Source organism: Caulobacter sp. FWC26, assembly GCF_002742645.2.
Taxonomy (GTDB): Bacteria; Pseudomonadota; Alphaproteobacteria; order Caulobacterales; family Caulobacteraceae; genus Caulobacter.
The window spans coordinates 926,939-951,483 of the sequence record NZ_CP033875.1 but is presented as its reverse complement, the minus strand read 5'-3'; the positions used below and the strand labels follow the sequence as shown (position 1 = coordinate 951,483).

Here is a 24,545-nt window from a genome sequence, read left to right as displayed (position 1 = left end):
TCATAGAACGGCGTTGGCTAACAAACGCTAACCAGAGCGACGCCAACTTGGCCGTTGCAACCGGAAGCTCGCCTAATGCAAAGCCGGCTGCCGTCGGTCCGTCGTCATGGGCGAAGCGCTCCTGCGCTGGGCGGCCACCGTCGCCAGCAGTCCCGCCGGCTGGATCGGCTTTGGATGAGCGTCGTCAAACCCCTGCGCCATCAGACGCTCGGCGTCGCCGGCCATGGCGTCGGCGGTTAGAGCCACGACGGGGATATCGGTGCGCCCGGCCTCGCCGGCGCGGATGCGGCGTACTGCCTCAACCCCATCCATGCCCGGCATATGGACATCCATCAGAACGACCTCGAAGTCCTCGATCCGCAGGCGGGCGAGGGCCGAATGGCCATCCTCCGCGACCGCAACCACCGCGCCCACGGCCTCGAGGATCGCGCACGCGACCTTTTGATTGACCACGTTATCGTCGACAACCAGCACGCGCGCGCCTTCCAGGGAGGGCGTCTCAGCCCGGGCAGAAGCCGTCGTCGGCGCCGGGGTCGCCGCGAGCGGCAGTCGAACGGTGAAGGTCGACCCAACGCCTGCCTCGCTGGAAACCAGCACCTCGCCGTCCATCAGAGCCGCCAGTTGACGGCAGATCGACAGACCCAGACCGGTGCCGCCATAGCGCCGGGCGATCGAAGGGTCGACCTGACCGAATGGCGTGAACAGGCGGGTGATCTGGTCCGCGGCGATGCCCACACCGGTATCGCTCACCACGAGCACGACGCCTCCGGCGTCTGCGGCCTCCAGGCGCATGACCACGCGCCCGGTCTCGGTGAACTTGAGGGCGTTCGAAACCAGATTCATCAGGATCTGACGCACGCGCGCGGCGTCCCCCAAAACCCAAACAGGAGCGCCTGGATCAATCTCCAGGATCAGGTCCAGCCCCTTGAGCCGAGCGCTCTCGCTCCAGATCGCCCGGGTCTGCAGCGTCAGCTTGCGGACGTCGAAGGGCGCCGTCTCCAAGGTCAGCTTGCCGGCCTCGATCTTGGAGAGATCCAGGATGTCGTTGAGGATCGTCATCAAGCCGTGGCCCGACTCTTCGATCATTTCCAGATACTCGGCCTGCCGCTTGTCCAGCCTCGTGCCCCGTAGCGCGTGGACCAGACCCAGCACGCCGTTCATCGGCGTGCGCAGCTCGTGGCTCATCATCGCCAGGAAGGCGGATTTGGCGCGGCTGGCCTCAAGGGCCTTGGCCTCGGCCTCCTCGCGCGCCTTAGCTGAGGCCCGCATGGTGCGCACGGCGTCGGCGACATAGCCGACCAGGCCCAGCAGGATCATGAAGGCCGCGAGCCGGTCCACAAGAACGAAGTGCTTGGCCAACAGCGGCAGCGCCGCCAGCATCAGGAACGGCCAGACAGTCAGCGCCAGCATCGCCGCCAAGCTGTTCATGGCGTAGCGGACACCCTCCACGACCATGCCGAACAAAATCAGCATCGCCGCGTATCGCATCGCCATCGGACCGTTGATGACGCAATAGGCGGCCATGAACGACCAGACCATCGCGAAGGCCGAGGGCGGCGCGATCCGCATGAACCGGACGATGCCCTGCCCCCAGTCAGGCCGATACGCTCGCTCAAGGTAGAGCAGCGAAAATTCGCAAACGGCGTTAGCAATCACCCACACGATCAGCGCCGAACGGCCAATATAAAAGCCGAGCAGAGCGGCGACCATGGCGGTTGCTGTCAACCGCGCTACACGGCTACGTCGAGTGACCCCAAGCATTGAGCCCGCTTGACCGTCATCGAGAATATCCCGGAGAGCCAAGCGCTCACTCCCGCGAACCAAAAGTCGCGAGAGTTAACGCCCACAATGTTCAATAAGCATTTAAGCGCGACCGGGATGGCCCGGCCTAAACCAGTTTATCCCTGAAACGGGTCACGCATCAGGATCGTGTCGTCGCGCTCGGGACTCGTCGACAGCAAGGCCACAGGCGCGCCGATCAGTTCCTCGACGCGACGCACATATTTGATGGCGTTGGCGTTCAGGTCCTTGAAAGAGCGGGCGCCGGCGGTGCTTTCCGTCCAGCCCTCGATCTCCTCATAGACCGGCGTGGCGGCGGCTTGATCGCGAAGGCCGGCCGGCAGGTAATCCAGCACCTTGTCGCCGATCTTGTAGCCGACGCAGATCTTCAGGGTCTTCAGGCCGTCCAGCACGTCGAGCTTGGTCAGAGCCACGCCGTGGATGCCGTTGATGGCCACCGATTGCCGCACCAACACCGAGTCGAACCAGCCGCAACGACGCGCACGGCCGGTGTTGACCCCGACCTCGCGACCGACGGTCGACAGGTGCTTGCCAACGTCGTCGAATAGCTCGGCCGGGAACGGCCCCTCACCCACGCGGGTGGTGTAGGCCTTGACGATGCCCAGCACATAGCCGGTCGCCGACGGGCCCATGCCCGAACCGGCGGAAGCCTGGCCCGCCGCCGTGTTGGACGAGGTGACGAACGGATAGGTGCCGTGGTCGACGTCCAGGAGCGAGCCTTGCGCGCCTTCGAACAGGATTCGGCGGCCGGCCTTGTAGGCCTGGTCCAGCACGCGCCAGGCCGGCTGGGCGTAGGCCAGGATGCGCGGTGCCAGTTCCATCAGCGCGTCGAACAGTTCCTGGGCCGACGCCTCGGGCAGGCCGAGACCGCGACGCAGGGCGCCGTGGTGGGCCAGCAGGCGGTCGATCTTCGGCTTGAGGGCTTCGGGGTCCGCCAGATCGGCGACACGGATGGCGCGGCGGCCAACCTTGTCCTCGTAGGCCGGACCGATGCCGCGGCCAGTGGTGCCGATCTTCTGGGTCGAGGCGGCCTCGCGGGCCTGGTCGAGATCGCGGTGCAGCGGCAGGATCAGGCAGGCGTTGTCGGCCAGGATCAGCAGGTCCGGCGTGATCGCCACGCCCTGGTCGGCGATCTTGTCGATCTCGCTCAGCAGGTGCCAGGGATCGACGACCACGCCGTTGCCGATCACCGAGGTCTTGCCCTGAACCACGCCCGAGGGCAGCAGGGCCAGCTTGTAGACCTTACCGTCGACCACCAGCGTGTGGCCGGCGTTGTGGCCGCCCTGGAAGCGCACCACGACGTCAGCGCGGTTGCTGAGCCAGTCGACGATCTTGCCCTTGCCCTCGTCGCCCCATTGGGCGCCGACAACGGTCACGTTAGCCATGATTGAGATACGCCTTGTCGCCTGCCGGGTGACGCCGCGAGGTCCTTCGACAGGACTCGACCCCGAGCGTTCGATCAGTTGTGGGCGGCGCCGGGAGGCTCGTCAAACGGCCTCTCGCGAAGTCAGAAGGCGTAAACCAGCCGGACCCCGGCGTCGTCAAGCCCCTGGTTCTTGCCCTGGTGGAAGATCTGGCCGTTCGACAGGTGGGTGTACGACAGTTCGACCGACACCTTGTCATTGACCTGATAGCCCAGCGCCAGCTCGGGCTCGAACAACACCTTCGAGCCGAAGTCGATGCGGTTGTAGTAAAGCCAGGTGCGGCGCGCACGCTCCTCCGGCGTCAGGTTCGGCGCGTTGGCGGGCGGCAGGCCGGCCTTGCCGTCCGTGTAGGCCAGGCCCATGCCGGGGCGCAGATAGAAGCCGCCTGGCTGGCCCAGTTCGACCTTCCAGTTGAAGCCCACCGCCGCGAAGTTGGAGGTGTTGTTGGTGTTGATCGACACCATGGCGTGCACCTGGGGCTTACCCAGCCAGTCCAGGCTCTCGATCCGGTTGGTGCGATAGCCCAGATGGATGTCGGCCCCGCCCTCGCGGCCGGCGGCGCCCAGACCGACGGCTTTGCCGATGAAGGTCACGTCATGCTTGTAGACGCCGACGAACGCTTCCCCGGCGAAGGCGGGCGCGGCGCATCCAAGCGCGGCGCCCGCAAGCGTCAAGCAAGCCACGGCGGCGGAGGCGGCGGTCTTCATCGAGTCGTCCTGAACATTATGGCCCGTCTTTATATGGCGCTAACGGCAGAGGTCGGGAAGGGTTTCGATACTCCGCTCCACACGCTAGCGTCGCGTCATGACCATCTCCCTCGCCGATATCCAAGCCGCCGCCGGACGCCTGAAGGGCCTTGCCGTCGAGACGCCGCTGATCGAGAGCCCTGCTCTGAACGAACGTCTGGGCGGGCGGATCTTCCTGAAGCCCGAAACGCTGCAGCGTGCAGGCGCCTTCAAGTTCCGCGGGGCCTACAACCGCCTTAGCCAACTGACCGACGCGGAGAGGTCGCGTGGCGTCGTGGCCTTCTCGTCCGGCAATCATGCCCAGGGCGTGGCGCTGGCCGCCAAGCTGATCGGCTGCCCAGCCCTGATCGTGATGCCCTCCGACTCGCCGTCGGTGAAGGTCGAGGGCACGCGAGGCTTCGGCGCTGAAATTCGCTTCTATGACCGCTTCACCGAGGACCGTATCACCATCGCCGATCAGATCGCAGCTGAGCGCGGCTGCGTGGTCGTGCCCTCGTATGATGATCCGCACATTATCGCCGGCCAAGGGACGGTGGGCCTGGAGATCGTCGCCCAGGCCGCCGCACGGGGCGCGAGCCTGGACAGCCTGATCTGCTGCGTCGGCGGCGGCGGGCTGATCGCGGGAACCTCGACGGCGGTGAAGGCCCTCTCGCCCGCTACTGAAGTCTGGGGCGTCGAGCCCGCCGGCTTCGACGAGACGCGCCGCTCGCTCGAAAGCGGCCAGCGGGAAACGATCGACAAGGACGCCCGCTCGATCTGCGACGCCCTGCTGACGCCGATTCCGGGCGACCTCACCTGGCCGATCAACCAGAAGACCCTGTCCGGCGTGGTCGCGGTGACGGACGCCGAAGTGGCCGAGGCGATGCGCTACGCCTTCTCGACCCTGAAACTGGTGGTCGAGCCCGGCGGCTGCGTGGCCCTGACGGCGGCGCTCACCGGCAAGGTCGATGTGGCGGGCAAGACGGTCGCGATCGTCCTGTCGGGCGGCAATGTCGATCCGGGGTTGTTCGCGCAGGTCTTGAGCGGTCAAATCTAGCTCATAAAGCCGTGTCATCCCGGCCGCAGCATAGCGGAGAGCCGGGACCCAGGGGCCGCCACACTGCCTCTGGCCCCTGGGTCCCGGGTCGGCTTCGCCGCCCGGGATGACGATAGAAACATTGGGGAGAGACATGAACCTGCCGCCCGCGACCGCCCTCCCTCAGACTCCGCTCTTGGTCATCGACCGCACGGCGCTGATGCGAAACCTCGCCCGGATGCAAGCGCTGTGCGATGCGGCCGGCGTGCGCCTGCGCGCGCATGGCAAGACGCACAAATGCTCGGCTCTGGGCCGCCTGATCATCGAGGGCGGCGCGGTTGGCCTGTGCTGCCAGACCGTCGGCGAGGCCGAGGCCTATGTCGCGGGCGGCGTACGGGACGTGCTGGTCACCGCCCCATCCCCGCCCTGGGGCGCGGCGCGGCTGGCGGCCCTGGCCAAGACCGGAGCGACGGTTGGCGCGGTCGCCGACGACGAGGGTCAAATCGATCGCCTGTCGGACGCGGCGGTGGCGGCGGGCGCGACGCTGGACGTGGTGATCGACCTGGACCTCGGCACCCACCGCGCCGGCGCCTATCCGAAAGACGCCCTGCGGCTGGCGCGCGCCGCCGACGCCGCGCCGGGGCTGCGGTTCGCGGGAATCCAGGCCTATCTCGGCCACCTGCAGCACATGGAAGATCTTGGCCTGCGCAGATCGGCCGACGAGGCCGCGTTCGCCACGCTCAAGGCCCTGGTCGCGGAGCTGACCGAGGCGGGGCTTCCGCCGCCGGTCGTGACGGGCGGTGGGACGGGAACCCACGCCTACGATCTGGCTTCCGGCGTCTACACCGAGCTGCAGGCGGGCTCCTATGCGGTGATGGACGTCGAGTACGACGCCTGCGGCGCGCCGGACGGACAGGCCTGGGGCTTCGAGCCGGCGATATTCATCGCCAGCTCGGTGGTCTCGGCCAATCACAAGAGCCACGTCACCTGCGACGCCGGCTTCAAGGCCGTGTCGATGGACGGGCCGCCCGCCCGCGTCGTGGCCGGCGCCGCTACGGGCTCGCTATGGCGGGCCATGGGCGACGAGCATGGCATGATCGCCCATCCGGCCCTGATCGACGTGCTGAAGGCCGGCGGTCGCGACCCGCTGGGCTTCGACAAGGCCGTCGCCAGCGCCGACGCCGATCCGGCCCGCGCCTGGCCCTCCGACGCGCCCCAAGTCGGCGACATCGTCTGGCTGCAACCGGGTCACTGCGACCCCACCATCAACCTCTATGACGCCCTGCACGTCTGGGATGGGACGACGCTGGAACGCTGGCCGGTGGACGGACGGCGGGTCAGCGCCCTCTAAACCGGCTTCCCCGGCGAACGCCGGGGTCCAGATCGAGCCCGCAAGCGCCTCCGAAAAGTGCGCTGTCTATTGGCGCGAACACCCAAGAGGCGCCGGATGGATCTGGGCCCCGGCATTCGCCGGGGAGATCGGAATTAGGAGTAGCGGTAAACCGCTTCCCCTTGGGGCAAGAGCGCTCTAGGGTCCGCGCCCAACGACAAGATTTGCTCCAAGAGGGCTTACCGATGAAACGCCTGCTGCTCGCCACCGCCCTGTTCGCCGCGCCCATGCTGGCGCACGCGTCGGACGCGCCCAAGATCGACCCCGCCAAGCTGGCCGCCCACATCAAGACGCTGTCTTCGGACGCCTTCGAGGGCCGAGGCCCCGCTACAGCCGGCGAGACGAAGACCGTCGCCTACATCACCGAACAGATGAAGGCCGTGGGCCTAGAGCCGGGCGGCGATCTGAAGGACGGCAAGCGCCTGTGGACCCAGGACGTGCCGCTCAGCAAGTTCGACATCGACGGACCGGTGATGGCCCACGTGATGGTCGGCGCCGACCACATCATGCTGAACCAGGGCGAACAGGTCGCCATCCGCGCGGCGATGACCAACGTGAACGCCGTCTCTATCAAGGACGCCCCGATCGTCTTCGCCGGCTACGGCGTCAAGGCGCCCGAGCGCAATTGGGACGACTTCAAGGGCATGGACCTGAAGGGCAAGGTCGTCGTCGTCCTGATCAACGATCCCGATTTCGAGACCGGTTCCGGCGACTTCGGCGGCAAGGCGATGACCTATTACGGCCGCTGGACCTACAAGTTTGAGGAAGCCGCACGCCAGGGCGCGGCCGGCCTGCTGATCGTCCACGAGACCGCGCCAGCCTCGTACGGCTGGGCCACGGTGAAGAACTCAAACACCAACACGATGTTCGACATCGTCCGCAAGGAGCCGGCCAAGTCGCACCCGCCGATGGAGGGCTGGATTCAGCGCGACGTCGCCGTGGATCTGTTCAAGAAGGCCGGGCTCGACTTCGACGCCCTCAAGAAGGCCGCGCAGAGCCGCGACTTCAAGCCGGTGGAATTGAAGGGCGCGACCTTCTCGGCGGACTACAAGGTCAAGCACGAGGTGATCGTCTCCAAGAACGTGGTCGGCAAGGTCACCGGCGCCAAGCGTCCGGACGAGACCGTGATCTTCAGCGGCCACTGGGACCACCTGGGCGTCGGTCTGCCGGACGCCAAGGGCGACAAGATCTATAACGGCGCCGTCGACAACGCGACCGGCATCGCCGCCATGCTGGAGATGGGCCGTCTGGCCGCCAGCGGCCCCAAGCCGGACCGTTCGATGGTGTTCCTGGCCGTAACCGCCGAGGAAAAGGGCCTCCTGGGCTCGGAGTACTATGCGGCCAATCCGCTGTATCCGTTGGCCAAGACGGCGGGCGTCATCAACACCGACGCCCTGGATCCGACCGGCCCGGCCAAGGACTTCACGATCTCGGGCAACGCCAAGCTCGACCTGCTCGACGACCTGATCGCCAAGGGCAAGGCCGTCGGCCGCGTGTATACGCCCGACCCGGCCACAGAGGCCGGCTATTTCTACCGTTCTGACCACTTCCCCTTCGCCAAGCGCGGCGTGCCGGCGATCTCGTTTGGTTCCGGCGAAGATCTGGTCGAGGGGGGTGTCGCCGCCGGCAAGGCCGCCGCTGACGCCTATCGCATCAACGCCTACCACCAGCCCGCCGACGAGTGGAACGACAACTGGCGTCTGGACGGCATGAGCGCCGACATCGCTCTGGTCTACAGCGTTGGCCGCGATCTGGCCGGCTCGACCCGCTGGCCCGATTGGGGCGCGGGCTCGGAGTTCAAGGCCGCGCGCGACGCCAGCAAGGCCGAGCGGAAGTAGGGTTCGTCCGAAACGCTCCTTCCCGTGTCATCCCGGCCGGAGCGTAGCGTAGAGCCGGGACCCAGGGGTGACAAAGCGCCGTGCGCGCCGCCCCTGGGTCCCGGATAGCCTCTCCGAGGCTTCCGGGATGACACCTTGAGTTTGCGACCTCCCCCATGACCGCCTCCGTTTTCGACCTCTTCAAACTCGGCGTCGGCCCGTCGAGCAGCCACACCATGGGCCCGATGACGGCGGCAGTGCTGTTCATCGGTCGGCTGCGCGACGCCGGTAAGCTGACCTCCGTCGCGCGGGTCGAAACGCGGCTCTACGCGTCCCTCGCCCTCACCGGCAAAGGCCACGCCACCGATCGCGCCGTGATCCTGGGCTTGATGGGCTTCGTGCCGGCGGAGCTCGATCCCGACGCCGGCGAAGCCACCCTGCTGGAAAGCCAGGCCAGCCAGTCGCTGAAGCTGGGCGGTGAGGTCGATATCGCCTTCGACGCGGCGACAGACATCGTCTGGCTGGGCCATGAGCGCCTGCCCCAGCATCCGAACGGCCTGACGTTCAGCGCCTTCGATAAGGCTGGCGCCCTCTTGGCTGAACGGACCTACTTCTCGATTGGCGGTGGCTTCGTTCGCGACGAAAGCGAGATGGGCCGCAACACCCCGCCCGAGGCTGGCCCTGAGATTCCTTTCCCGTTCGAAAGCGCGGCCGACCTGCTGGACCGCGCCGAGCAGGCGGGCCTTTCCATCGCCGAGGTGATGGCCGCCAACGAGCGCGCGCGGATGAGCGAGGGCGAGATGAACGCCGGTCTTGACCGTATCTTCGGCGCCATGGAGGCCTGCATCGATCGCGGCATGCGCCAGGAGGGCGTGCTGCCCGGCGGCCTCACCGTCAAGCGCCGCGCCCGCCAGATCCACCAGACCATCCTGGGCCGGATGGAGCGCCAGATGAGCGATCCGCTGGCGGCGATGGACTTCGTCAACCTGTGGGCCATGGCGGTCAACGAGGAGAACGCCGCCGGCGGCCGTGTGGTCACCGCCCCGACCAATGGCGCGGCGGGCCTGGTTCCGGCCGTGCTGCGGTTCTTCGTCCGCTTCCACAAGGGAACGCCCGAACAGGTTCGCACCTTCCTGCTGACCGCCGCCGCCATCGGCGCGCTCTACAAGATGAACGCCTCGATCAGCGGCGCCGAGGTCGGCTGCCAAGGCGAGGTGGGCGTCGCCTGCTCGATGGCGGCGGCGGGGCTAGCCGCCGCGCTCGGCGGGACCAACGCCCAGATCGAGAACGCCGCCGAGATCGGCATGGAGCATAATCTCGGCCTGACCTGCGACCCGATCGGCGGCCTGGTGCAGATCCCCTGCATCGAGCGCAACGCCATGGGCGCCATCAAGGCCATCGACGCCGCCCGCCTGGCCCTGCTGGGCGACGGCCAGCACTCGGTGTCGCTCGACAAGGTCATCGCCACGATGAAGCGCACCGGCGAGGACATGAACGAGATCTACAAGGAGACCTCGATGGGCGGCCTGGCGGTGGGCCTGTCGGTCAACCGGGTGGAGTGTTGATCACTCGCCCCCTCCGGGCCTGACGGCCCTCCTCCCCCAGAGGGGGAAGAAGGGCGCCTTCCGCCCCCTCTGGGGCCGGACGACCTCGCGAAGCGAGGTCAGGTGGGGCGTCTCGAGGCTTGCCGTCCCCGCTCCTTTTTCTACGGTGCGCCACCGGAACATCAAGGGAACATTTGCACATGGGCAAGATCCGAACCGGCATCGGCGGCTGGACGTTCGAGCCCTGGCGCGGGACCTTCTACCCCGATGACCTCAAGCAGAAAGACGAGCTGAAATACGCGTCCTCCAAGCTGACCAGCATCGAGATCAACGGCACCTACTATTCGACCTTCAAGCCCAACAGCTGGATGAAGTGGCGCGACGAGACGCCGGACGACTTCGTGTTCTCGGTCAAGGCCAGCCGCTTTTGCACCAACCGCCGGGTGCTGTCGGAGAACAACGACTCGCTGGAGAAATTCCTGTCGCAGGGGCTGGAGGAGCTTGGTCCGAAGCTTGGTCCCATCAACTGGCAGTTCATGGCCACCAAGAAGTTCGATCCGGCGGATTTCGAGGGTTTTCTGAAGTTACTGCCAAACGAGCAGAAGGGCGTTCGCCTGCGCCATGCGGTGGAGGTTCGCAGCCCGACCTTCGCCTGCCAGCAGTTCTACGACCTCTGCGCCAAATATGGCGTGGCCATCGTCTACGCCGTCGATGACGAGGCGCCTGAGTGGCCGTGCATCGACCAGCCCACCGCCGACTTCACCTACGCCCGCCTGATGTGCAGCCGCGAGGACGAGCCCACCGGCATGACCTCCGAGGAGCTTGACGGCGTGGTCGCCCAGACCCGCAAGTGGGCCGAGCGCGGCGACGTGTTCGCCTACTTCATCGCGGGGGCGAAGGCGAGGAATCCGGCGGCGGCGATGGCGTTGATCGAGAAGCTGGGGGCGGCGTAAGCGCCCCCTCCTGAACCTAATCCGTGTCATCCCGGCCTAAGCGTAGCGTAGAGCCGGGACCCAGGGGCGGCGCGCACAGCGTTCCTTCACCCCTGGGTCCCGGATAGCCTCTACGAGGCTTCCGGGATGACACCGCTTTTTGTTCAAACCTTCTTCGGAAACCACGGCACGAACCCGCTAGTCCGCGCCACATACTCCGCATAGCCCGGCTTGGACTTTTTCATCTTGCCCTCGGTGGTCGGCACGCCGCTCCACTTGGTGAGCAGGAAGGTGATCAGCACCGGACCCGGCAAGGCCCAGGCGCCGAGACCCGTCTCGGCGGCGATGAGATAGAGGCCCCACCAGACGCAGGCGTCGCCGAAATAGTTCGGGTGGCGGGTATAGCGCCACAGGCCCTTGTCCATGACCTTGCCGGCGTTATCGGGATTGGCCTTGAAGGCCGTGAGCTGAGCATCGCCGATGGTCTCGAACAGAATGCCGATGATGGCCAGCGCCGCGCCGGCATAGGCGAGGACGCCCAGCGGGCCCGGTCCCTGTCCGAGTTGCACCGGCAGGGCGACCAGATAGCTCAGCACCGCCTGAAGACCGAACACGATGATCAGCGAGGTGGTGGCGAAGTTCCAGCGCTTGGTCTTCTCATAGTGGGCGAAGATCGCGACATAGCGACGATCGGCGCCGTGCTTGCGCCAGCGCCACAGCAGATAGATCCCCAGCCGCGCGGCCCACAGGGTGCAGAGCCCGGTCAGCAGCAGGCCGTGCGGCGTGTGCGGTCCCTGTAGCAGGGAGCTCCAGGCCAGCAAGGCCATGCTGGGGCCCCACCAGGCGTCGATGAAGCTGACGTCCTTCGTCCGTAGACTGACAGCCCAGAGGGCGAGGAACGCGACCGCCGAGACGGCGGCGTTGACGGCGAGGATGCTGAGGATGGCCATGAAAGACTCTGGACGGAAGTATGCGGTTGATACGGGGCGATGCGGGAAATGGATCCTTCTCAGCCAGGGGGAGGATTTTCGTCCTTAAGTCCCGACCACGAAGCTCACCGTCGTCGTGGTGGAGCCACCGATATTCAGGGTTTGCACGGTTCTCGCGCCCTCGACCTGGTAGTCGCCGGCTTGCCCGGTGGTCTGCTTCCAGGCATCCAGAACCATACGCACCCCAGTGGCGCCAACCGGATGGCCCGTCCCGATCAGGCCGCCCGAGGGGTTGATCGGTAGCCTGCCGCCGATGGCGATGTCGCCGTTCTCGACGGCTTTCCAGCTCTCGCCCGGGGCGGTCAGGCCCAGGTGGTCGATAGCCATGTATTCGGTGGCGGTGAAACAATCGTGGGTCTCTACCGCGTCAAGGCCCGAGACATCCGGCGCAATCCCCGCCCGGGCGCGGGCGTCCAGGATGGCTCGGCGCACCTGCGGGAACACGTAGTCCTGATCGCGGCTGGCTTCGATCTTCCGTGCGTAGCTGAGCGGCGCGGAGCGATGGCCCCAGCCCTTGATGCGCGGAATGCTGTCGAGCGTGATCCCGCGCTTGTCGGCATAGGCGCGAGCGCGCTTTTCCGAAGCGAGGAAGACAACGGCCGAGCCGTCGGTGACCTGGCCGCAGTCCTGCTTGCGGGTGCGGCCCTCGACCACCGGGTTGGCGACCTCGTCGGCTGTGAAGGCGTCGGGCCCAAAGTTCCAGCTTCGGGTCTGGGCGTTGGGATTGCGCTTGCCGTTGGCGAAGTTCACCTCGGCGATGCCCATCAGGTGCTCGTACTTCAGCCCATAACGGCGATCGTACTCGTCGGCGAGGTCGGAGAAGGCGCGCGGCCATAGAAAGCGGGCGTCCTGGAACTCGTGCCCGACCCAGGCCGCGCTGCCCAGGTTCTCGGCCGCCTTCTGGCCCGGGACATTGCGCATCTGCTCGACGCCCACCACGCAGGCGAGGTCATAGCGCCCGGCTTCGATCTCGGCGGCCGCAGCCAGGATGGCGATACTGCCCGAGGCGCAGGCCGCCTCATGGCGTGCGGTCGGCAGGCCATCGAACGCGGGATGCACCAAGCCGAACATGCCGCCCAGGTGCCCTTGGCCGGCGAACAGTTCGGCGGCGAAGTTGCCGACGTGACCGGTCTCGACGTCCTCGGGATCCAGATCCACGGCGGCCAGGCCTTCGCCCACAGCCTCGGCGAAGGCGTCAGCCAGCTCGCGGCCCTCGCGGCTCCAGTTGGCGGCGAAATCGCTCTGCCAGCCGCCCAGTATATAGACCATGGCCTCACCCCCGCTTGTTCTAGTTAGTCCGATTATACAAGCGACGTGTCGGGAGTCCACGCCATCGTCGAACATTGACTCGCCAGACCGAAACGCTCCACCAAGCCCGCCATGGTCCCGCCGACGGCTTCAGACCCCGCCCGTACGGCGCTGGTGCGCCGCAGTTCAGCCGCGCGCGCGCTGAACCTGATTGGCGACCGCTGGACCTTGCTGGTGCTCTATGCGGCCTTCATGGGCGTGAGCCGCTTCGACGGCTTTGTCGAAATGACCGGCGTTGCGCGTTCGCTGCTGACCGATCGCCTCAAGCGCCTGGAAGCGGGCGGCGTACTGGAGCGACGGCTCTATCAGGATCGCCCGCCACGGTCGGAGTATCGCCTAACGCCGATGGGCCGCGATCTCTACGACTCGGCCTTGATGCTGCTGGGCTGGGAGATGCGCTGGCGCTTCGATCCGGCCTGCCCGTCGCACCAGATCATCCACACCACCTGCGGAGAGCCGCTGAAGCCGGTTCTGTGCTGCGCCGCTTGCGGTGAGATCGTCAAGGTCCGCGACATCACCCTGTCGCCCGGCCCGGGCGCTGGCCTGGAGCCCGCCCCCCGCGCCCGACACTCGCGCCGCGCCAGCCATGACGACGTCGGCGGCGAGGGCCTGCATCCCATGCTGGAGCGCGGAATCGAGGTGCTGGGTGACCGCTGGACCGCGCACGTCGTCGCGGGCGCCTTCTACGGCCTGCGTCGCTTCAGCGATTTCCAGGCTGAACTGAAGGTCGCCAGCAACATCCTGACCGATCGCCTGGAGCGCCTCGTCGCCCGCCGCATGCTGGAACGCGTGCGCTATCAGGAAAAGCCCGAGCGCTGGGAGTACCGTCTCACCCAGGAGGGACGTGACCTTTTCCCACTGATCGCTGCGCTGATGGCCTGGGGCGATCGCTGGCTGTCAGGAAACGAGGGCCCACCAGAAATTCTGACACACCGCTGTGGCGCACGGCTTGAGCCAGTCGTCCGATGCGGCTCTTGCGGCGGCGGGGTCGACACGGGGAACACGCGGCTGGGTTCCTCCCCTAGCGGGGAAGCGAATTACAGCCATAGCCCTTCGGCGGCCTGACCATCTCCCCAGAAGCCGGGCTTTGGCGGCGCGATCCTTCCCCGGTCCACACGCAAGCCACCGGGATGATCCGTCGCTAGCCACCAAGGGCCGTCGAGATCGGCGAAGTCGCTGGCCCCGCCGAGGTGCAGGGCCGGCGCGACGCCCAGAGACGAGGCGACCATGCAGCCGGTCATCACCTGAAAGCCCAGGGTGCGCGCAGCCTTCAGCATGGCCACGGCCTCCGTCAGACCTCCCGTCTTGTCGAGCTTCAGGTTCACGGCGCCATAGCGCCCGCGCAGGGCGGCGAGGTCGCCGCCAACATGGACGCTTTCGTCGGCGCAGATGGTGAACGGGGGATCCCAGCCCTCCAGCGCTTGGTCCTCGCCCGCCGGCAGAGGTTGCTCGACGAGGGCGATGGGCAGATCGGCAAGCAGAGGCCTCAGGTCGTTCAGGATCTCAAAAGTCCAGCCCTCGTTGGGATCGACGATGAACCGTGCTTTCGGCGCGGCGACGGCCACGGCGCGCAGACGGGCGGCGGGGTCCTCGGCCGAGAGCTTGATCTTGATGAGCGGCGCATCCGCGACCGCGCGCGCAGCCGCGCCCATGGCCTCAGGGGTGTCGAGACTGATGGTGACGGCGGTGACCAGATCGTCCGGGGTGTTAAGCCCCGTCGCCTCGGCGACGCTGACCCCCGTGCGTCGCGCGCGCAGGTCCCATAGCGCGAGGTCGAGCGCGTTGCGGGCCGCGCCCGGCGGCAGAGCGGCGCAGGCGGCTTCGACGTCGTCGGCCGCGAGGGCCGGCGACAACTGCGCCAGCACGCTCTCCACCGTCTCGCCGTAGCGCGCATAGGGCACGCTCTCGCCGCGCCCGACATGCCCGTTGGCCCGCGCGACCACCTCGACCACCTCGGCGGCGGTCTTGACCCCACGCGAGATGCGGAACGGGGCCTTCAGCGGATGCGAGACCGGGCGAGCGGAAGCGGCGATCAACATGACCGCAGGCATGGCGCCGTTTGCGGACCTCTACCAGCCCCAGTGACGCGGGATTGGCGAGTCGGCCCGGCGTTCGGCCATCACCTTCAGGGCCAGCGGACGGTCGACAACGAACAGGGCCAGCCAGACCAGCAGCACGCCGGCATAGTGGACGGCGCCCCACAAGCCACCCGGACGCCCCGGGCGGACGAAACGAGCAGACCGGCGCGGCGTGGCGAACGGCTGGGTCATGGCGAAGTCGGTCATGTCGTCGTCCCTCATCTGATGGGAACGACCTTGACCGGCTTATGCGACAAAATCGGACGTATTGAACTTGCCGTCCACCGCGCGCATTTCAACGGCTCGGAATCACGAGGACACCATGGCCAAGACCGTCAGCATCAACATCCCCCACCAGTTGGGCGCGGCCGAAGCCCGGCGTCGCCTGGAAGAAGGGCTCTCGCAGCTGGCCGGTCAGATCCCTGGCGGCGATGCGGCCCGCTTCTCGCAAAGCTGGGCGGGCGATGTCTTGAACTTCTCGGCCGTGGCCATGGGTCAGACCATCACCGGCGTCGTGCAGGTGTTGGACGACCATGCCCGCCTCGACCTCTCGCTGCCGGGCCTGCTCGGCATGGCCGCCGGCAAGATCAAGGACGAGCTGAGCCGTCGTGGACAGCTGCTGCTGAAATAGCCTGCCTAAAGCCGCCGCGGATCGAAGTCGTGGCGGCCAAGGCTTTCGAAGCGGCCCTCCTCGGCCTTGTTGATGTACTGCGCGGCGACCAGCCAGCTCTTTACGGGACGCAAGGTCGCCAGACAGCCCACCAGGAAGGCGGGAAACACCGTGACCAGATGCACCCACATCGGCGGGCGATAGACGACCTCCACCCAGGCGAAGACGGCGGTGATCACGATCCCCACGCCGCTCATCACGAAAAATGCCGGACCATCGGCCGGATCGGCGAATCCGTAGTCCAGGCCGCAGCGATCGCAAGCGGGCGCCAACTTCAGGAACCCCTGGAACAGCTTGCCTTCGCCGCAACGGGGGCAGCAGCACTTCAAGCCGGCCCTTATCGGGGTCGGAGCGTTGGGATAGGTGGCGTCGGCCATCAAAAGCCCTTCCTACAATCGCGGGATTGATCCATACATTACGAACATAATGTATGGATATGCCGTCATGCCCGCAACTAAGGGATCGCCGAATCCGGCTGCGGCTTGGCTGCGACGGATCGAGACGCTTGAGGGACCCGTCTATCGTCGGATCGCCTTGGCGCTGGAGGCGGCGGTGGCCGAGGGCGAATTGCAGGTCGGCGACCAGATTCCCGCCCAGCGCGAAGTCGCGCTGCGGATAGGCGTGGACTTCACCACCGTCACCCGCGCCTATGGCCTCGCGCGCGAGCAGGGCCTTATCGAAGGGACGACCGGTCGAGGCACCTTCATCCGTCGACGGACGGAAGACGAGGAAAGCGGCCTCGTCGACCTGTCGATGAACCTGCCGCCCCCGCCTCAGGGGGTGAACCTTGCCGGCCTCCTGCGCGAGACCACCGGTGCGATCCTGGCCCGCTCCGATCCCGCGACCTTGATGGCCTATCATCCCGGCGCGGGCTCGCTGGCTCAACGCGCGGCGGGCGCGGCTTGGCTCGCGCCCACGCTGGATGGGATCGACCCGGCCCGGGTGGTGGTCACCAGCGGCGCCCAGACGGCGCTCACAGCCCTGATCGATCACCTGACGCGGCCCGGCGATACGATCCTGGTTGAGACCCTGACCTACCCCGGCCTTCTGGCGACGGCGAGGCGGCGCGGACTAAAACTTGTCGCCTGCCCGATGGACGCCGAGGGCCTGGAGCCCGAGGCGCTGGCGCAGCTTATGGCGGCGCATGATCCCCGCCTGATCTGCTGCACCCCGACCTTCCAGAACCCCACGACCGCGACCATGAGCCGGTCCCGGCGCACGGCGATCATAGATGTGGCGCGCGCGGCAGGGGTGACTGTCTTGGAAGACGACGCCTATGGCCTGTTGCCGGCCCAACCCCTTCCCGCCCTGGCGGCCTTATGGCCCGAGGGCGTGTTCCATGTCGCGACCACCGCCAAGGCGCTCTCTCCGGGGCTGCGGCTAGCCTATGTCGCCAGCCCCCCCGGACGCGCCGAAGGCTTGGCGGAAACACTGCACACCATAGCTCAGATGCCCGCCCCTCTGATGGCGGGCGTGGTCACCACCTGGATCCGTGAGGGCGTGGCGGCCAAGGTGCTGGCGGGCGTGCGCGCCGAGGCCGTAGCGCGTCGTAGGCTGGCTTCGGAGCTTCTGCCCCAGGCCATCGGCGGCCCGGAGAGCTTGCACGTCTGGCTTCCGGACGCGACAGCGACGCCGATGGCGCGCGAGCGCGGCTTGGCCCTGGTCGGCGCTGACGCCTTCAGGCCGCCCGGCGCCACTGGCGAAGGTTTGCGGATTTCGCTCGGCGCGGCGAGCAAGCCAGCGGCGCTGGCGAGAGGACTGAAAGCGCTCGCATCGCTCAGCACGCCTTAGAACGCGTCGTCGTCCTCGGCTTCGGCGCCGTCCGCCTCGCCGCCCATGGCGTTCTCGAGGCTGTCGATGATGTCGTCCATCTGGTCGGGGGTGATCGAGACGTAGATCGACTCGCCCCCGATGGCCGAAACCAACAGGCGGTAGCCGTCCTCGGTCTCCTGCAGGCTGAACGATTGAAGCGGCAGGAGCTTGGCCATGGGGGATCCTTCCCGAAAGAGCGAGGCGCTCACTTAGAGGCCGAGAGCGTCGACTTCAACGCCCCGGCAGAGGCGCGCCGCCTATTTGAGGGCCCCTCTGCGCAGCATGGCGACGTGGGTGGCGATCAGCGTCTCGCGCTCGATCCACGGGAATTCCGGCCGGGCGATCAGCAGCGAGACCAGCCCGTGCAGTCCCGCCCACAGAGACTGGGTCGCCGCCATGACGTCGTCGCCGGCCATTAGCCCGCTGGCGTGCAGCTCGCCGACCATCTCGACGAAGACCTGGAACACCTCTTGACCCGCCGCCATCGGCTTTCCGCCGGTCTTTTCCAGGAACGATCCGTCGACGCTCTTCTCCAGCATGAACGCCACGCGATAGGCGTCGGGGTGGTCGAGGCCAAAGTCGATATAGACCCGCAGGCAACGATCAAAGTTCTCGGTCGTCGGGGTATAGTTTACCCGCGCTTCGGCCATCCGCTGCCCGAGGATCGCGAAGGCTCGCACACACAGTTCGGCGGCGATGTCGTCCTTGGTGGTGAAGTAAGCGTAGAGGGCCGGCTGCGAGATGCCGGCGATCTCGGCGATCTGACGAGTTGAGACGGCATGCACGCCCTTCTGCGCGAACAGACCCTGGGCGGCGTCAAGGATCTCTTCGCGGCGCTCGGCCCCGTGCCCCTTGGGTTTACGGGGAGATCTGATCTTCGGCGATTTCATCCAAACGTCCTAGGACTCGTCTGGCCAGCTTGACAAGACGCTGTTATCAATCACCGATAACTTATCACCGATTGATTTGGAACAGCTTATGTGGCGGACACCGCTTCCTCCCCTGGCGGCCCTCCTCTTGGCGGCGACGCTAGGCGGCTGCGGCGGAAAGACCAAGACCGAGGCGCCCCCCGCGCCAACGCCGGTCGAGGCCGCTCGCGTCGCCGCGCCTGACGCCGCTGGCACGGTGTCCGGCGCAGGAACGCTGGAGCGCCGCCGCGAGATGGCGCTGTCGTTCCGGATTCCCGGCGTCCTGACCGCGATGAAGGTCGAGGCCGGCGACAGCGTGCGGGCCGGACAACTCATCGCCGCCATTGACCCCGCCGGTGTCGACGCCCGCCAGCAGCAGACCCAGGCCGACCTCGAGCGCGTGCGCCGCGACCTGGAGCGCGACAAGGTGCTGTTCGAGAAAGGCTATGTCAGCCGCCAGCGCATCGACGACCGGACCAGTGCGCTGAAGTCAGCCCAGGCCGCCTTTGACGCGGCGCATTTCGATCGTCGCTGGGCCAGCCTTGTGTCTCCCGTCTCGGGCGTAGTGCTGGAGCGCCGCGCCCAGGCGGGCGAGGTGGTCGGCGCGGGCCAGGTGGTGGCGCGCGTCGCCGACCTCAATAGCCCGCTTGTCCTCCGACTGCCGCTAGCCGCTCGGGACGCCGCGCGCGTCCGGGTCGGCGATACGGCGACCGTAACGGTCGAGGAAATCGGGGCGAGCGCACTGAACGGCCGTATCACGCGGGTTGGAGAGGCCGCGGACGCCCGCACCGGCGCGATCCTGGTCGAGATCGAGCTTTCCGCGCCGCCGCCGGCGCTGCGCAGCGGCCAGGTGGCCCACGCCACGCTCAGCGTCCGCGCCGCACCGGGCGTCACCACCACCTATGCCCGCGTCCCGGCCGAAGCGGTGCTGGAGGCCAACGGCCAACGCGCCTTCGTCTTCCGGGTCGACGGCGGCAAGGCCCGGAGGACGGCCGTGGGCTTTGGCGGCTTCGACGGCGACAACGCACTCGTTTCGGGCCTGCCGAACGGCGCCCAGGTCATCACCGCCGGGGCGGGCTTCGTCTCGGACGGCGAGGCCGTCAGCGTGGTCGATCCCACCCGGCTGGGGCGCTAGGCCGTGAAGTTCGATCTTTCGACGTTCGCGGTTCGCCGTTGGCAGTTCACGCTCGTGGCGTTTGGCCTCCTGGTGATGCTGGGGATCAACGCCTTCACCAGTATTCCACGCTCGGAAGACCCCCACTTCCCCATTCCGATCGTGGTCGTCCGCGCCGTGCTGCCGGGCGCCGAGCCCTCGGAGATGGAGCAACTGGTCGTCGATCCGATCGAGGACGCGGTCGACGGGCTCGACAATATCGACAAGGTCGAGTCGGTCAGCTTGGACGGGGCGGCGGTCGTCTCGGTTCACTTCACCTGGGACGTCGATCCCGAGCGCAAGTACGATCAGGTGGTCCGCGAGGTGAACGCCATCCGGGGCAATCTGCCCGCCGGTCTGGCCCGCCTCGACATCCAGCGCGCTCGCACCACCGAGGTGTCTGTCGTGCAGGTGGCGTTGACCAGCGACACCCTGCCGATGCGCCGCCTGGAAAAGGTGGCCGACCGTCTTCGCGAACGGCTGGACCGCGTGCCCGGCGTGCGTGAAGCGCAATACTGGGGCGCGCCGCCGTCGGACGTGCAGGTGACGCTGGACCTGGCCCGGCTGTCGGCCCTGAAGCTGCCCGCCACCGCCGTCACCGACGCCCTGCGCGCGGCCGGCGCCGAGGCGCCGATCGGCGCGGTACAGGCCGGAGAGCGGCGCTTCAACGTCAAGTCCGGCGGCGCGTTCCGCGACCTGAAGACCATCAGCGACACCCCCGTGCGGTCGATCGGCGGCAAGGTGGTGCGCGTCTCGGACGTCGCCACCATCGGCTGGGCCCAGCAGGAGCCCACCCACGTCACCCGCTTCAACGGCAAACGCGCCGTCTTCGTGACCGTCAAACAGAAGGACGGCCAGGACGTCGCCAAGATCACCCAGGAAGTCCGCAAGGTCCTGGACGAGTACGAGCGCGCCCTGCCCGCCGGGGTGAAGCTGGAGCGCGCCTTCTTCCAGGCCGAGAACGTCAAGCATCGCCTCAAGAACCTGTTCCGCGACTTCGGCATCGCGCTTGTTTTGGTGCTGATCACCCTGTTGCCGCTGGGACCGCGCGCCGGTGTGGTGGTGATGGTGTCGATCCCGCTCAGCCTGCTGATCGGCCTGTCGATGCTGCAGGCGTTCGGGTTCACCCTGAACCAGCTGTCGATCGCCGGCTTCGTGCTGGCGCTAGGCCTTCTGGTCGACGACAGTATCGTCATCACCGAGAACATCGCCCGACGTATCCGTGAGGGCGAAGAACGCACGGAGGCGGCCGTCAATGGCGCGCGGCAAATCGGCCTGGCGGTCGTCGGCTGCACGGCGACCCTGATGCTGGCCTTCCTGCCGCTGATGGCCCTGCCCGCCGGCTCGGGCGCCTACATCAAGTCGCTGCCGGTGACGGTGCTGTGCACGGTGGGCGCATCCCTGCTCGTGTCGCTCACCATCATTCCATTTCTGGCTAGTCGGATCCTGGACAAGCACTCCGACCCCGAGGGCAATGCGATCCTGCGAGCGGTGAACGGCGGCATTCAGCGCTTTTATCGCCCCGTCCTGCACGCCTCGCTAGCCCGCCCCTGGCTGGCCCTGGCCCTGATGCTGGCCCTGTGCGCCACCACGGTTCCGCTGGTGAAGGTGATCGGCAGCTCGCTGTTCCCGCCCGCCGAGACACCGCAGTTTCTGATCCGGATCGAAACGCCCGACGGCGCGTCGCTGGCGCGGACCGATCAGGCGCTGCGCTTCGTCGACGCTCGCCTGGCCAAGGAGCCCGAAATCCTGTGGCGCGCCAGCAATCTGGGCCGTGGCAACCCGCAGATTTTCTACAACAAGAGCCAGCGCGAGAGCTCCAACAGCTTCGCCGAGGTCTATGCCAGCTTCGAGGCCTGGAAGCCGGGCAAGAGCGACAAGGTTCTGGACGCCCTTCGCGCCGACTTCGGCAAGTACCCCGGCGCGCGGATCACCGTGGTGGCTTTCGAGAACGGCCCGCCGATCGACGCCCCGATCGCCATCCGCATCACCGGCCAGAACCTCGAGGTGCTAAAAGCCCTGGCCGCCCGGACCGAGGCGGTGCTGAAAGACACGCCCGGCGCGCGCGATGTCAGCAACCCGATGCGCCTGGACCGTACGGACCTTGATCTCGGCGTCGACGAGGCGAAGGCCGCCGCCTTGGGCGTGCCGGCCGGCGCCGCCCGCCGCGTGACGCGTCTGGCGCTGTCGGGCGAGGAGGCCGCGCGGTTCCGCGATCCCGACGGTGACGACTACGCCGTGCGGGTGCGCCTGCCGACCGCGCAGGTGGACGGGGCGGCGCGCAATCCACTTTCAGCCCTGAACGGCGTCTATGTGCCGACCGCCGACGGCGAGGCCGCGCCGCTGGGCGCGATCGCCACCCCGACCCTGCGCTCGAGCCCGGCCCGCATCGACCGCTTCGACCGCGAGCGGACGGTGACGGTGACCAGCTATGTCGCGACCGGCTATCTGACGGCCAAGGTGACCGAGGACATCGTGCAGCGCCTGGAGAAGGAAGTCCCGATGCCGCCTGGCTATCGCCTGTCGCTGGGCGGCCAGGCCGAGGCGCAGTCGGAAAGCTTCGCAGGCCTGGGCGCGGCGGTGCTCGTGGCGATCTTCGGCATCCTGGCCGTGCTGGTCCTGGAGTTCCAGAAGTTCAAGACCGCCCTGGTGGTCGCCGGCATCATCCCGTTCGGTGTGTTCGGCGCGGTGCTGGCCCTGGCCCTGACCGGCAACTCGCTATCGTTCACCGCCACGATCGGCCTGATCGCGTTGATCGGCATCGAGATCAAGAACTCGATCCTGCTGGTCGACTTCACCGAGCAGCTGCGGCGCGAGGGCATGAACCTGCACGACGCCATCGAGAAGGCCGGCGAGGTCCGTTTCCTGCCCGTACTGCTGACCAGCGTGACGGCGATCGGCGGTCTGCTGCCCTTGGCCCTGGAGCGCTCGGGCCTCTACTCGCCCCTGGCCATCGCCATCATCGGCGGCCTGATCACCAGCACGCTGCTGAGCCGGGTGGCCACGCCGGTGATGTACTGGCTGACGGCGCGCGGGAAGGCGCAGACGCTTGCCCCCACCTGACCTCGCTCCGCGAGGTCGTCCGCCCCCAGAGGGGGCAGAAAGACTGCGCGACCTTCTTCCCCCTCTGGGGAAGGAGGGCCGCAGGCCCGGAGGGGGCAATTGAAGCCCCTTGCCTATTATACGATCGTATAGCAACACTCTCCCCATCTTCAGGGGAGCACACCATGGCGGTCACCCAGGCCCGCGACGCGGTCATCATCGGCGGAGGCCATAACGGCCTCGTCTGCGCCTTCTACCTGGCCAAGGCCGGGCTGAAGGTCACGGTCTGCGAGGCGCGGGGCGTCGTTGGCGGCGCGGCGGTGACGGAAGAGTTCCACCCCGGCTTCCGCAACTCGGTGGCCAGCTACACGGTCAGCCTGCTGAACCCGCGCGTGATCGCCGACATGGGCCTGCGAGAGCTGGGTCTGACCTTCCTGGAACGGCCGATCTCGAACTTCCTGCCGATCAGCGACGACAAGTACATCAAGCTGGGCGGGGGGCTGGAGCGCACCCAGGAGGAGTTCCGCAAGTACAGCCGGCGCGACGCCGAAGTGCTGCCTGACTACTACGCGATGCTGGACGAGATCGGTGACATCCTGCGCGACCTGGCCCAGGAAACGCCGCCGAATCTGGGCGATGGTCTGCCTGGTCTGCTGCGCGCTCTGCGCCAGGGCGGACGCCTGGCCTTTCTGTCGCGCCAGCGCAAGCGCGACCTCTTGGACCTGTTCACCAAGAGCGCCCGCGACGTGCTGAACAGCTGGTTCGAGAGCGAGCCGGTCAAGGCCGCCTTCGGCTTCGACGCCGTGGTCGGCAACTTCGCCAGCGCCGATACGCCTGGGTCGGCCTATGTGCTGCTGCACCACACCTTTGGCGAGGTGAACGGCAAGAAGGGCGCCTGGGGCCACGCGGTCGGCGGCATGGGCGCGATCACCCAAGCCATGGCCAAGGCCTGCGAGGCGGCGGGTGTGGAGATCCTGCTCGACGCCCCGGTCGAGGCGGTGCATGTCGATGGCCAGAAGGCCACCGGCGTGCAGCTGGTCGACGGCCGCCAGATCATGGCCCCGATCGTCAGCGCCAACGTCAACCCGGCCCTGCTCTACAAGAAGCTGGTGCCGCCCTCGGCCCTGACCCCGGACTTCCGCAAGGCGGTCGAGGGTTACAAGAACGGCTCCGGCACCTTCCGGATGAACGTGGCGCTGTCGGAGCTGCCCAGCTTCACATGCCTGCCGGGCAGGGAGACCGCCGAGCATCACCAATCGGGCATCGTGATCGCCCCGAGCCTCGACTACATGGACGCGGCCTATCGCGACGCGAAGGGCGATGGGATCAGCAAGGCCCCGATCGTCGAGATGCTGATTCCGTCCAGCCTCGACACCAGCCTTGCCCCGCCCGGCCAGCACGTGGCCAGCCTGTTCTGCCAGCAGTTCGCACCGGAGCTTCCCGATGGTCGTTCCTGGGACGACGCGCGCGAGGCCGCCGCCGACCTGATCATCGACACGGTCGACCAATGGGCGCCGGGCTTCAAGGCCTCGGTGCTGGGGCGGATGATCCTGTCGCCGCTGGATCTGGAACGGAAGTTCGGCCTGATCGGCGGCGACATCATGCACGGCCACATGTCGCTGGATCAGCTGTGGGCCACACGCCCGCTGCTGGGTCACGCCAGCCACCGCGCGCCGATCGCGGGCCTCTATATGTGCGGCGCGGGCACGCACCCCGGCGGCGGTGTCTCGGGCAATCCGGGCCGCAACGCCGCCCGCGAAATCCTGCGCGACAAGGACTTCGCCACGGCCGTGAAGCTGTCGGTGGTGGGGCGGTGATCATGCGGCAAGCTCAGAAGGCCCCCCACCTGACCTCGCTCCGCGAGGTCGTCCGCCCCCAAAGGGGGCAGAAGGCCACCTTCTTCCCCCTACGGGGGAG

The 24,545-nt window shown here is 67.5% G+C and carries 20 protein-coding genes and 1 pseudogene; 11 read left to right on the top strand and 10 right to left on the bottom strand.

The window, feature by feature from the left end; all coding sequences use genetic code 11:
- Positions 1-72 precede the first annotated feature (72 nt).
- From CSW63_RS06010 to CSW63_RS06000, 3 genes are all read right to left on the bottom strand, one after another.
- A complete protein-coding gene (locus tag CSW63_RS06010; protein ID WP_062094288.1) occupies positions 73-1,803 on the bottom strand; it encodes an ATP-binding protein in 1,731 nt (576 codons plus the stop codon).
- A 95-nt stretch (positions 1,804-1,898) separates the two neighbouring features.
- Positions 1,899-3,185: an adenylosuccinate synthase gene (locus CSW63_RS06005; RefSeq protein ID WP_062094287.1), complete on the bottom strand. Its 1,287-nt coding sequence runs from the start codon at positions 3,183-3,185 to the stop codon at positions 1,899-1,901.
- Between the two features lie 122 nt (positions 3,186-3,307).
- Positions 3,308-3,931 (bottom strand): acyloxyacyl hydrolase, encoded by a 624-nt coding sequence (locus tag CSW63_RS06000; RefSeq protein ID WP_062094286.1) that lies wholly within the window; start codon positions 3,929-3,931, stop codon positions 3,308-3,310.
- Between the two features lie 97 nt (positions 3,932-4,028).
- On the opposite strand from CSW63_RS06000, the gene CSW63_RS05995 reads away from it, so the two are divergent.
- The 5 genes from CSW63_RS05995 to CSW63_RS05970 all read left to right on the top strand — a co-directional run bounded on the left by CSW63_RS05995 (position 4,029) and on the right by CSW63_RS05970 (position 10,689).
- Positions 4,029-5,006, top strand: coding sequence for a threonine/serine dehydratase (locus CSW63_RS05995; protein WP_062094285.1), 978 nt, complete (start codon positions 4,029-4,031; stop codon positions 5,004-5,006).
- Positions 5,007-5,112: 106 nt separating this feature from the next.
- Positions 5,113-6,336: an alanine racemase gene (locus CSW63_RS05990; RefSeq protein WP_082749370.1), complete on the top strand. Its 1,224-nt coding sequence runs from the start codon at positions 5,113-5,115 to the stop codon at positions 6,334-6,336.
- 224 nt (positions 6,337-6,560) lie between these two features.
- Complete coding sequence (locus CSW63_RS05985; protein WP_062094283.1) at positions 6,561-8,213, top strand: M28 family metallopeptidase; 1,653 nt, start codon at positions 6,561-6,563, stop codon at positions 8,211-8,213.
- Positions 8,214-8,368: 155 nt separating this feature from the next.
- Positions 8,369-9,757, top strand: coding sequence for an L-serine ammonia-lyase (locus CSW63_RS05975; RefSeq protein WP_099503911.1), 1,389 nt, complete (start codon positions 8,369-8,371; stop codon positions 9,755-9,757).
- Between the two features lie 179 nt (positions 9,758-9,936).
- Positions 9,937-10,689, top strand: coding sequence for a DUF72 domain-containing protein (locus CSW63_RS05970; RefSeq protein ID WP_062094281.1), 753 nt, complete (start codon positions 9,937-9,939; stop codon positions 10,687-10,689).
- Positions 10,690-10,832: 143 nt separating this feature from the next.
- On the opposite strand, the pseudogene CSW63_RS05965 reads toward CSW63_RS05970, so the two are convergent.
- Positions 10,833-11,694: pseudogene (locus CSW63_RS05965) on the bottom strand (DUF1295 domain-containing protein).
- 8 nt (positions 11,695-11,702) lie between these two features.
- Positions 11,703-12,926 (bottom strand): acetyl-CoA acetyltransferase, encoded by a 1,224-nt coding sequence (locus CSW63_RS05960; protein WP_099503913.1) that lies wholly within the window; start codon positions 12,924-12,926, stop codon positions 11,703-11,705.
- Between the two features lie 111 nt (positions 12,927-13,037).
- Between CSW63_RS05960 and CSW63_RS05955 the strand changes: the two genes are divergently transcribed.
- On the top strand, positions 13,038-14,030 hold the full coding sequence (locus tag CSW63_RS05955) for a helix-turn-helix domain-containing protein (RefSeq protein ID WP_062094279.1): 993 nt from the start codon (positions 13,038-13,040) through the stop codon (positions 14,028-14,030).
- Here CSW63_RS05955 and dgcA read toward each other — a convergent pair.
- Both dgcA and didA read right to left on the bottom strand, forming a co-directional pair.
- Entirely contained in the window at positions 14,003-15,004 is a 1,002-nt protein-coding gene (dgcA, locus tag CSW63_RS05950) for an N-acetyl-D-Glu racemase DgcA (protein ID WP_062094342.1), read from the bottom strand. The two genes, CSW63_RS05955 and dgcA, sit on opposite strands and share 28 nt — an antisense overlap.
- Before the next feature lie 30 nt (positions 15,005-15,034).
- The gene (gene didA, locus CSW63_RS05945; protein ID WP_062094278.1) at positions 15,035-15,250 is read right to left on the bottom strand and encodes a DNA damage-induced SOS-independent cell division inhibitor A; all 216 of its coding nucleotides are present in this window, start codon (positions 15,248-15,250) and stop codon (positions 15,035-15,037) included.
- Between the two features lie 115 nt (positions 15,251-15,365).
- Between didA and CSW63_RS05940 the strand changes: the two genes are divergently transcribed.
- On the top strand, positions 15,366-15,674 hold the full coding sequence (locus CSW63_RS05940; RefSeq protein ID WP_062094277.1) for a polyhydroxyalkanoic acid system family protein: 309 nt from the start codon (positions 15,366-15,368) through the stop codon (positions 15,672-15,674).
- Positions 15,675-15,679: 5 nt separating this feature from the next.
- Here the strand turns inward: CSW63_RS05940 and CSW63_RS05935 are convergent, their stop codons facing one another.
- On the bottom strand, positions 15,680-16,090 hold the full coding sequence (locus CSW63_RS05935; RefSeq protein WP_062094276.1) for a DUF983 domain-containing protein: 411 nt from the start codon (positions 16,088-16,090) through the stop codon (positions 15,680-15,682).
- Here CSW63_RS05935 and CSW63_RS05930 point away from each other — a divergent pair.
- Entirely contained in the window at positions 16,089-17,504 is a 1,416-nt protein-coding gene (locus CSW63_RS05930) for a PLP-dependent aminotransferase family protein (RefSeq protein WP_082749376.1), read from the top strand. The genes CSW63_RS05935 and CSW63_RS05930 overlap by 2 nt on opposite strands.
- Here the strand turns inward: CSW63_RS05930 and CSW63_RS05925 are convergent.
- Both CSW63_RS05925 and CSW63_RS05920 read right to left on the bottom strand, forming a co-directional pair.
- Complete coding sequence (locus tag CSW63_RS05925; RefSeq protein WP_082749368.1) at positions 17,501-17,701, bottom strand: hypothetical protein; 201 nt, start codon at positions 17,699-17,701, stop codon at positions 17,501-17,503. The genes CSW63_RS05930 and CSW63_RS05925 overlap by 4 nt on opposite strands.
- An 81-nt stretch (positions 17,702-17,782) precedes the next feature.
- A complete protein-coding gene (locus CSW63_RS05920) occupies positions 17,783-18,415 on the bottom strand; it encodes a TetR/AcrR family transcriptional regulator (RefSeq protein ID WP_062094274.1) in 633 nt (210 codons plus the stop codon).
- A gap of 76 nt (positions 18,416-18,491) precedes the next feature.
- On the opposite strand from CSW63_RS05920, the gene CSW63_RS05915 reads away from it, so the two are divergent.
- From CSW63_RS05915 to CSW63_RS05905, 3 genes are all read left to right on the top strand, one after another.
- Positions 18,492-19,568 (top strand): efflux RND transporter periplasmic adaptor subunit, encoded by a 1,077-nt coding sequence (locus CSW63_RS05915; protein WP_168193607.1) that lies wholly within the window; start codon positions 18,492-18,494, stop codon positions 19,566-19,568.
- 3 nt (positions 19,569-19,571) lie between these two features.
- Positions 19,572-22,649: an efflux RND transporter permease subunit gene (locus CSW63_RS05910; RefSeq protein ID WP_062094272.1), complete on the top strand. Its 3,078-nt coding sequence runs from the start codon at positions 19,572-19,574 to the stop codon at positions 22,647-22,649.
- Between the two features lie 164 nt (positions 22,650-22,813).
- Positions 22,814-24,445 carry an NAD(P)/FAD-dependent oxidoreductase gene (locus CSW63_RS05905; RefSeq protein WP_062094271.1) on the top strand — a complete coding sequence of 544 codons (1,632 nt, stop codon included), beginning with the start codon at positions 22,814-22,816 and terminating at the stop codon, positions 24,443-24,445.
- The last annotated feature ends 100 nt before the right edge of the window (positions 24,446-24,545 follow it).

Bases quoted from the DNA above. Each gene is read 5' to 3' on its own strand.
- CSW63_RS06005 (WP_062094287.1), bottom strand. From the start codon at position 3,185: ATGGCTAACGTGACCGTTGTCGGCGCCCAATGGGGCGACGAGGGCAAG.
- CSW63_RS06000 (WP_062094286.1), bottom strand. From the start codon at position 3,931: ATGAAGACCGCCGCCTCCGCCGCCGTGGCTTGCTTGACGCTTGCGGGC.
- CSW63_RS05995 (WP_062094285.1), top strand. From the start codon at position 4,029: ATGACCATCTCCCTCGCCGATATCCAAGCCGCCGCCGGACGCCTGAAG.
- CSW63_RS05990 (WP_082749370.1), top strand. From the start codon at position 5,113: ATGACGATAGAAACATTGGGGAGAGACATGAACCTGCCGCCCGCGACC.
- CSW63_RS05985 (WP_062094283.1), top strand. From the start codon at position 6,561: ATGAAACGCCTGCTGCTCGCCACCGCCCTGTTCGCCGCGCCCATGCTG.
- CSW63_RS05975 (WP_099503911.1), top strand. From the start codon at position 8,369: ATGACCGCCTCCGTTTTCGACCTCTTCAAACTCGGCGTCGGCCCGTCG.
- CSW63_RS05970 (WP_062094281.1), top strand. From the start codon at position 9,937: ATGGGCAAGATCCGAACCGGCATCGGCGGCTGGACGTTCGAGCCCTGG.
- CSW63_RS05960 (WP_099503913.1), bottom strand. From the start codon at position 12,926: ATGGTCTATATACTGGGCGGCTGGCAGAGCGATTTCGCCGCCAACTGG.
- CSW63_RS05955 (WP_062094279.1), top strand. From the start codon at position 13,038: ATGGTCCCGCCGACGGCTTCAGACCCCGCCCGTACGGCGCTGGTGCGC.
- dgcA (WP_062094342.1), bottom strand. From the start codon at position 15,004: ATGTTGATCGCCGCTTCCGCTCGCCCGGTCTCGCATCCGCTGAAGGCC.
- didA (WP_062094278.1), bottom strand. From the start codon at position 15,250: ATGACCGACTTCGCCATGACCCAGCCGTTCGCCACGCCGCGCCGGTCT.
- CSW63_RS05940 (WP_062094277.1), top strand. From the start codon at position 15,366: ATGGCCAAGACCGTCAGCATCAACATCCCCCACCAGTTGGGCGCGGCC.
- CSW63_RS05935 (WP_062094276.1), bottom strand. From the start codon at position 16,090: ATGGCCGACGCCACCTATCCCAACGCTCCGACCCCGATAAGGGCCGGC.
- CSW63_RS05925 (WP_082749368.1), bottom strand. From the start codon at position 17,701: ATGGCCAAGCTCCTGCCGCTTCAATCGTTCAGCCTGCAGGAGACCGAG.
- CSW63_RS05920 (WP_062094274.1), bottom strand. From the start codon at position 18,415: ATGAAATCGCCGAAGATCAGATCTCCCCGTAAACCCAAGGGGCACGGG.
- CSW63_RS05905 (WP_062094271.1), top strand. From the start codon at position 22,814: ATGGCGGTCACCCAGGCCCGCGACGCGGTCATCATCGGCGGAGGCCAT.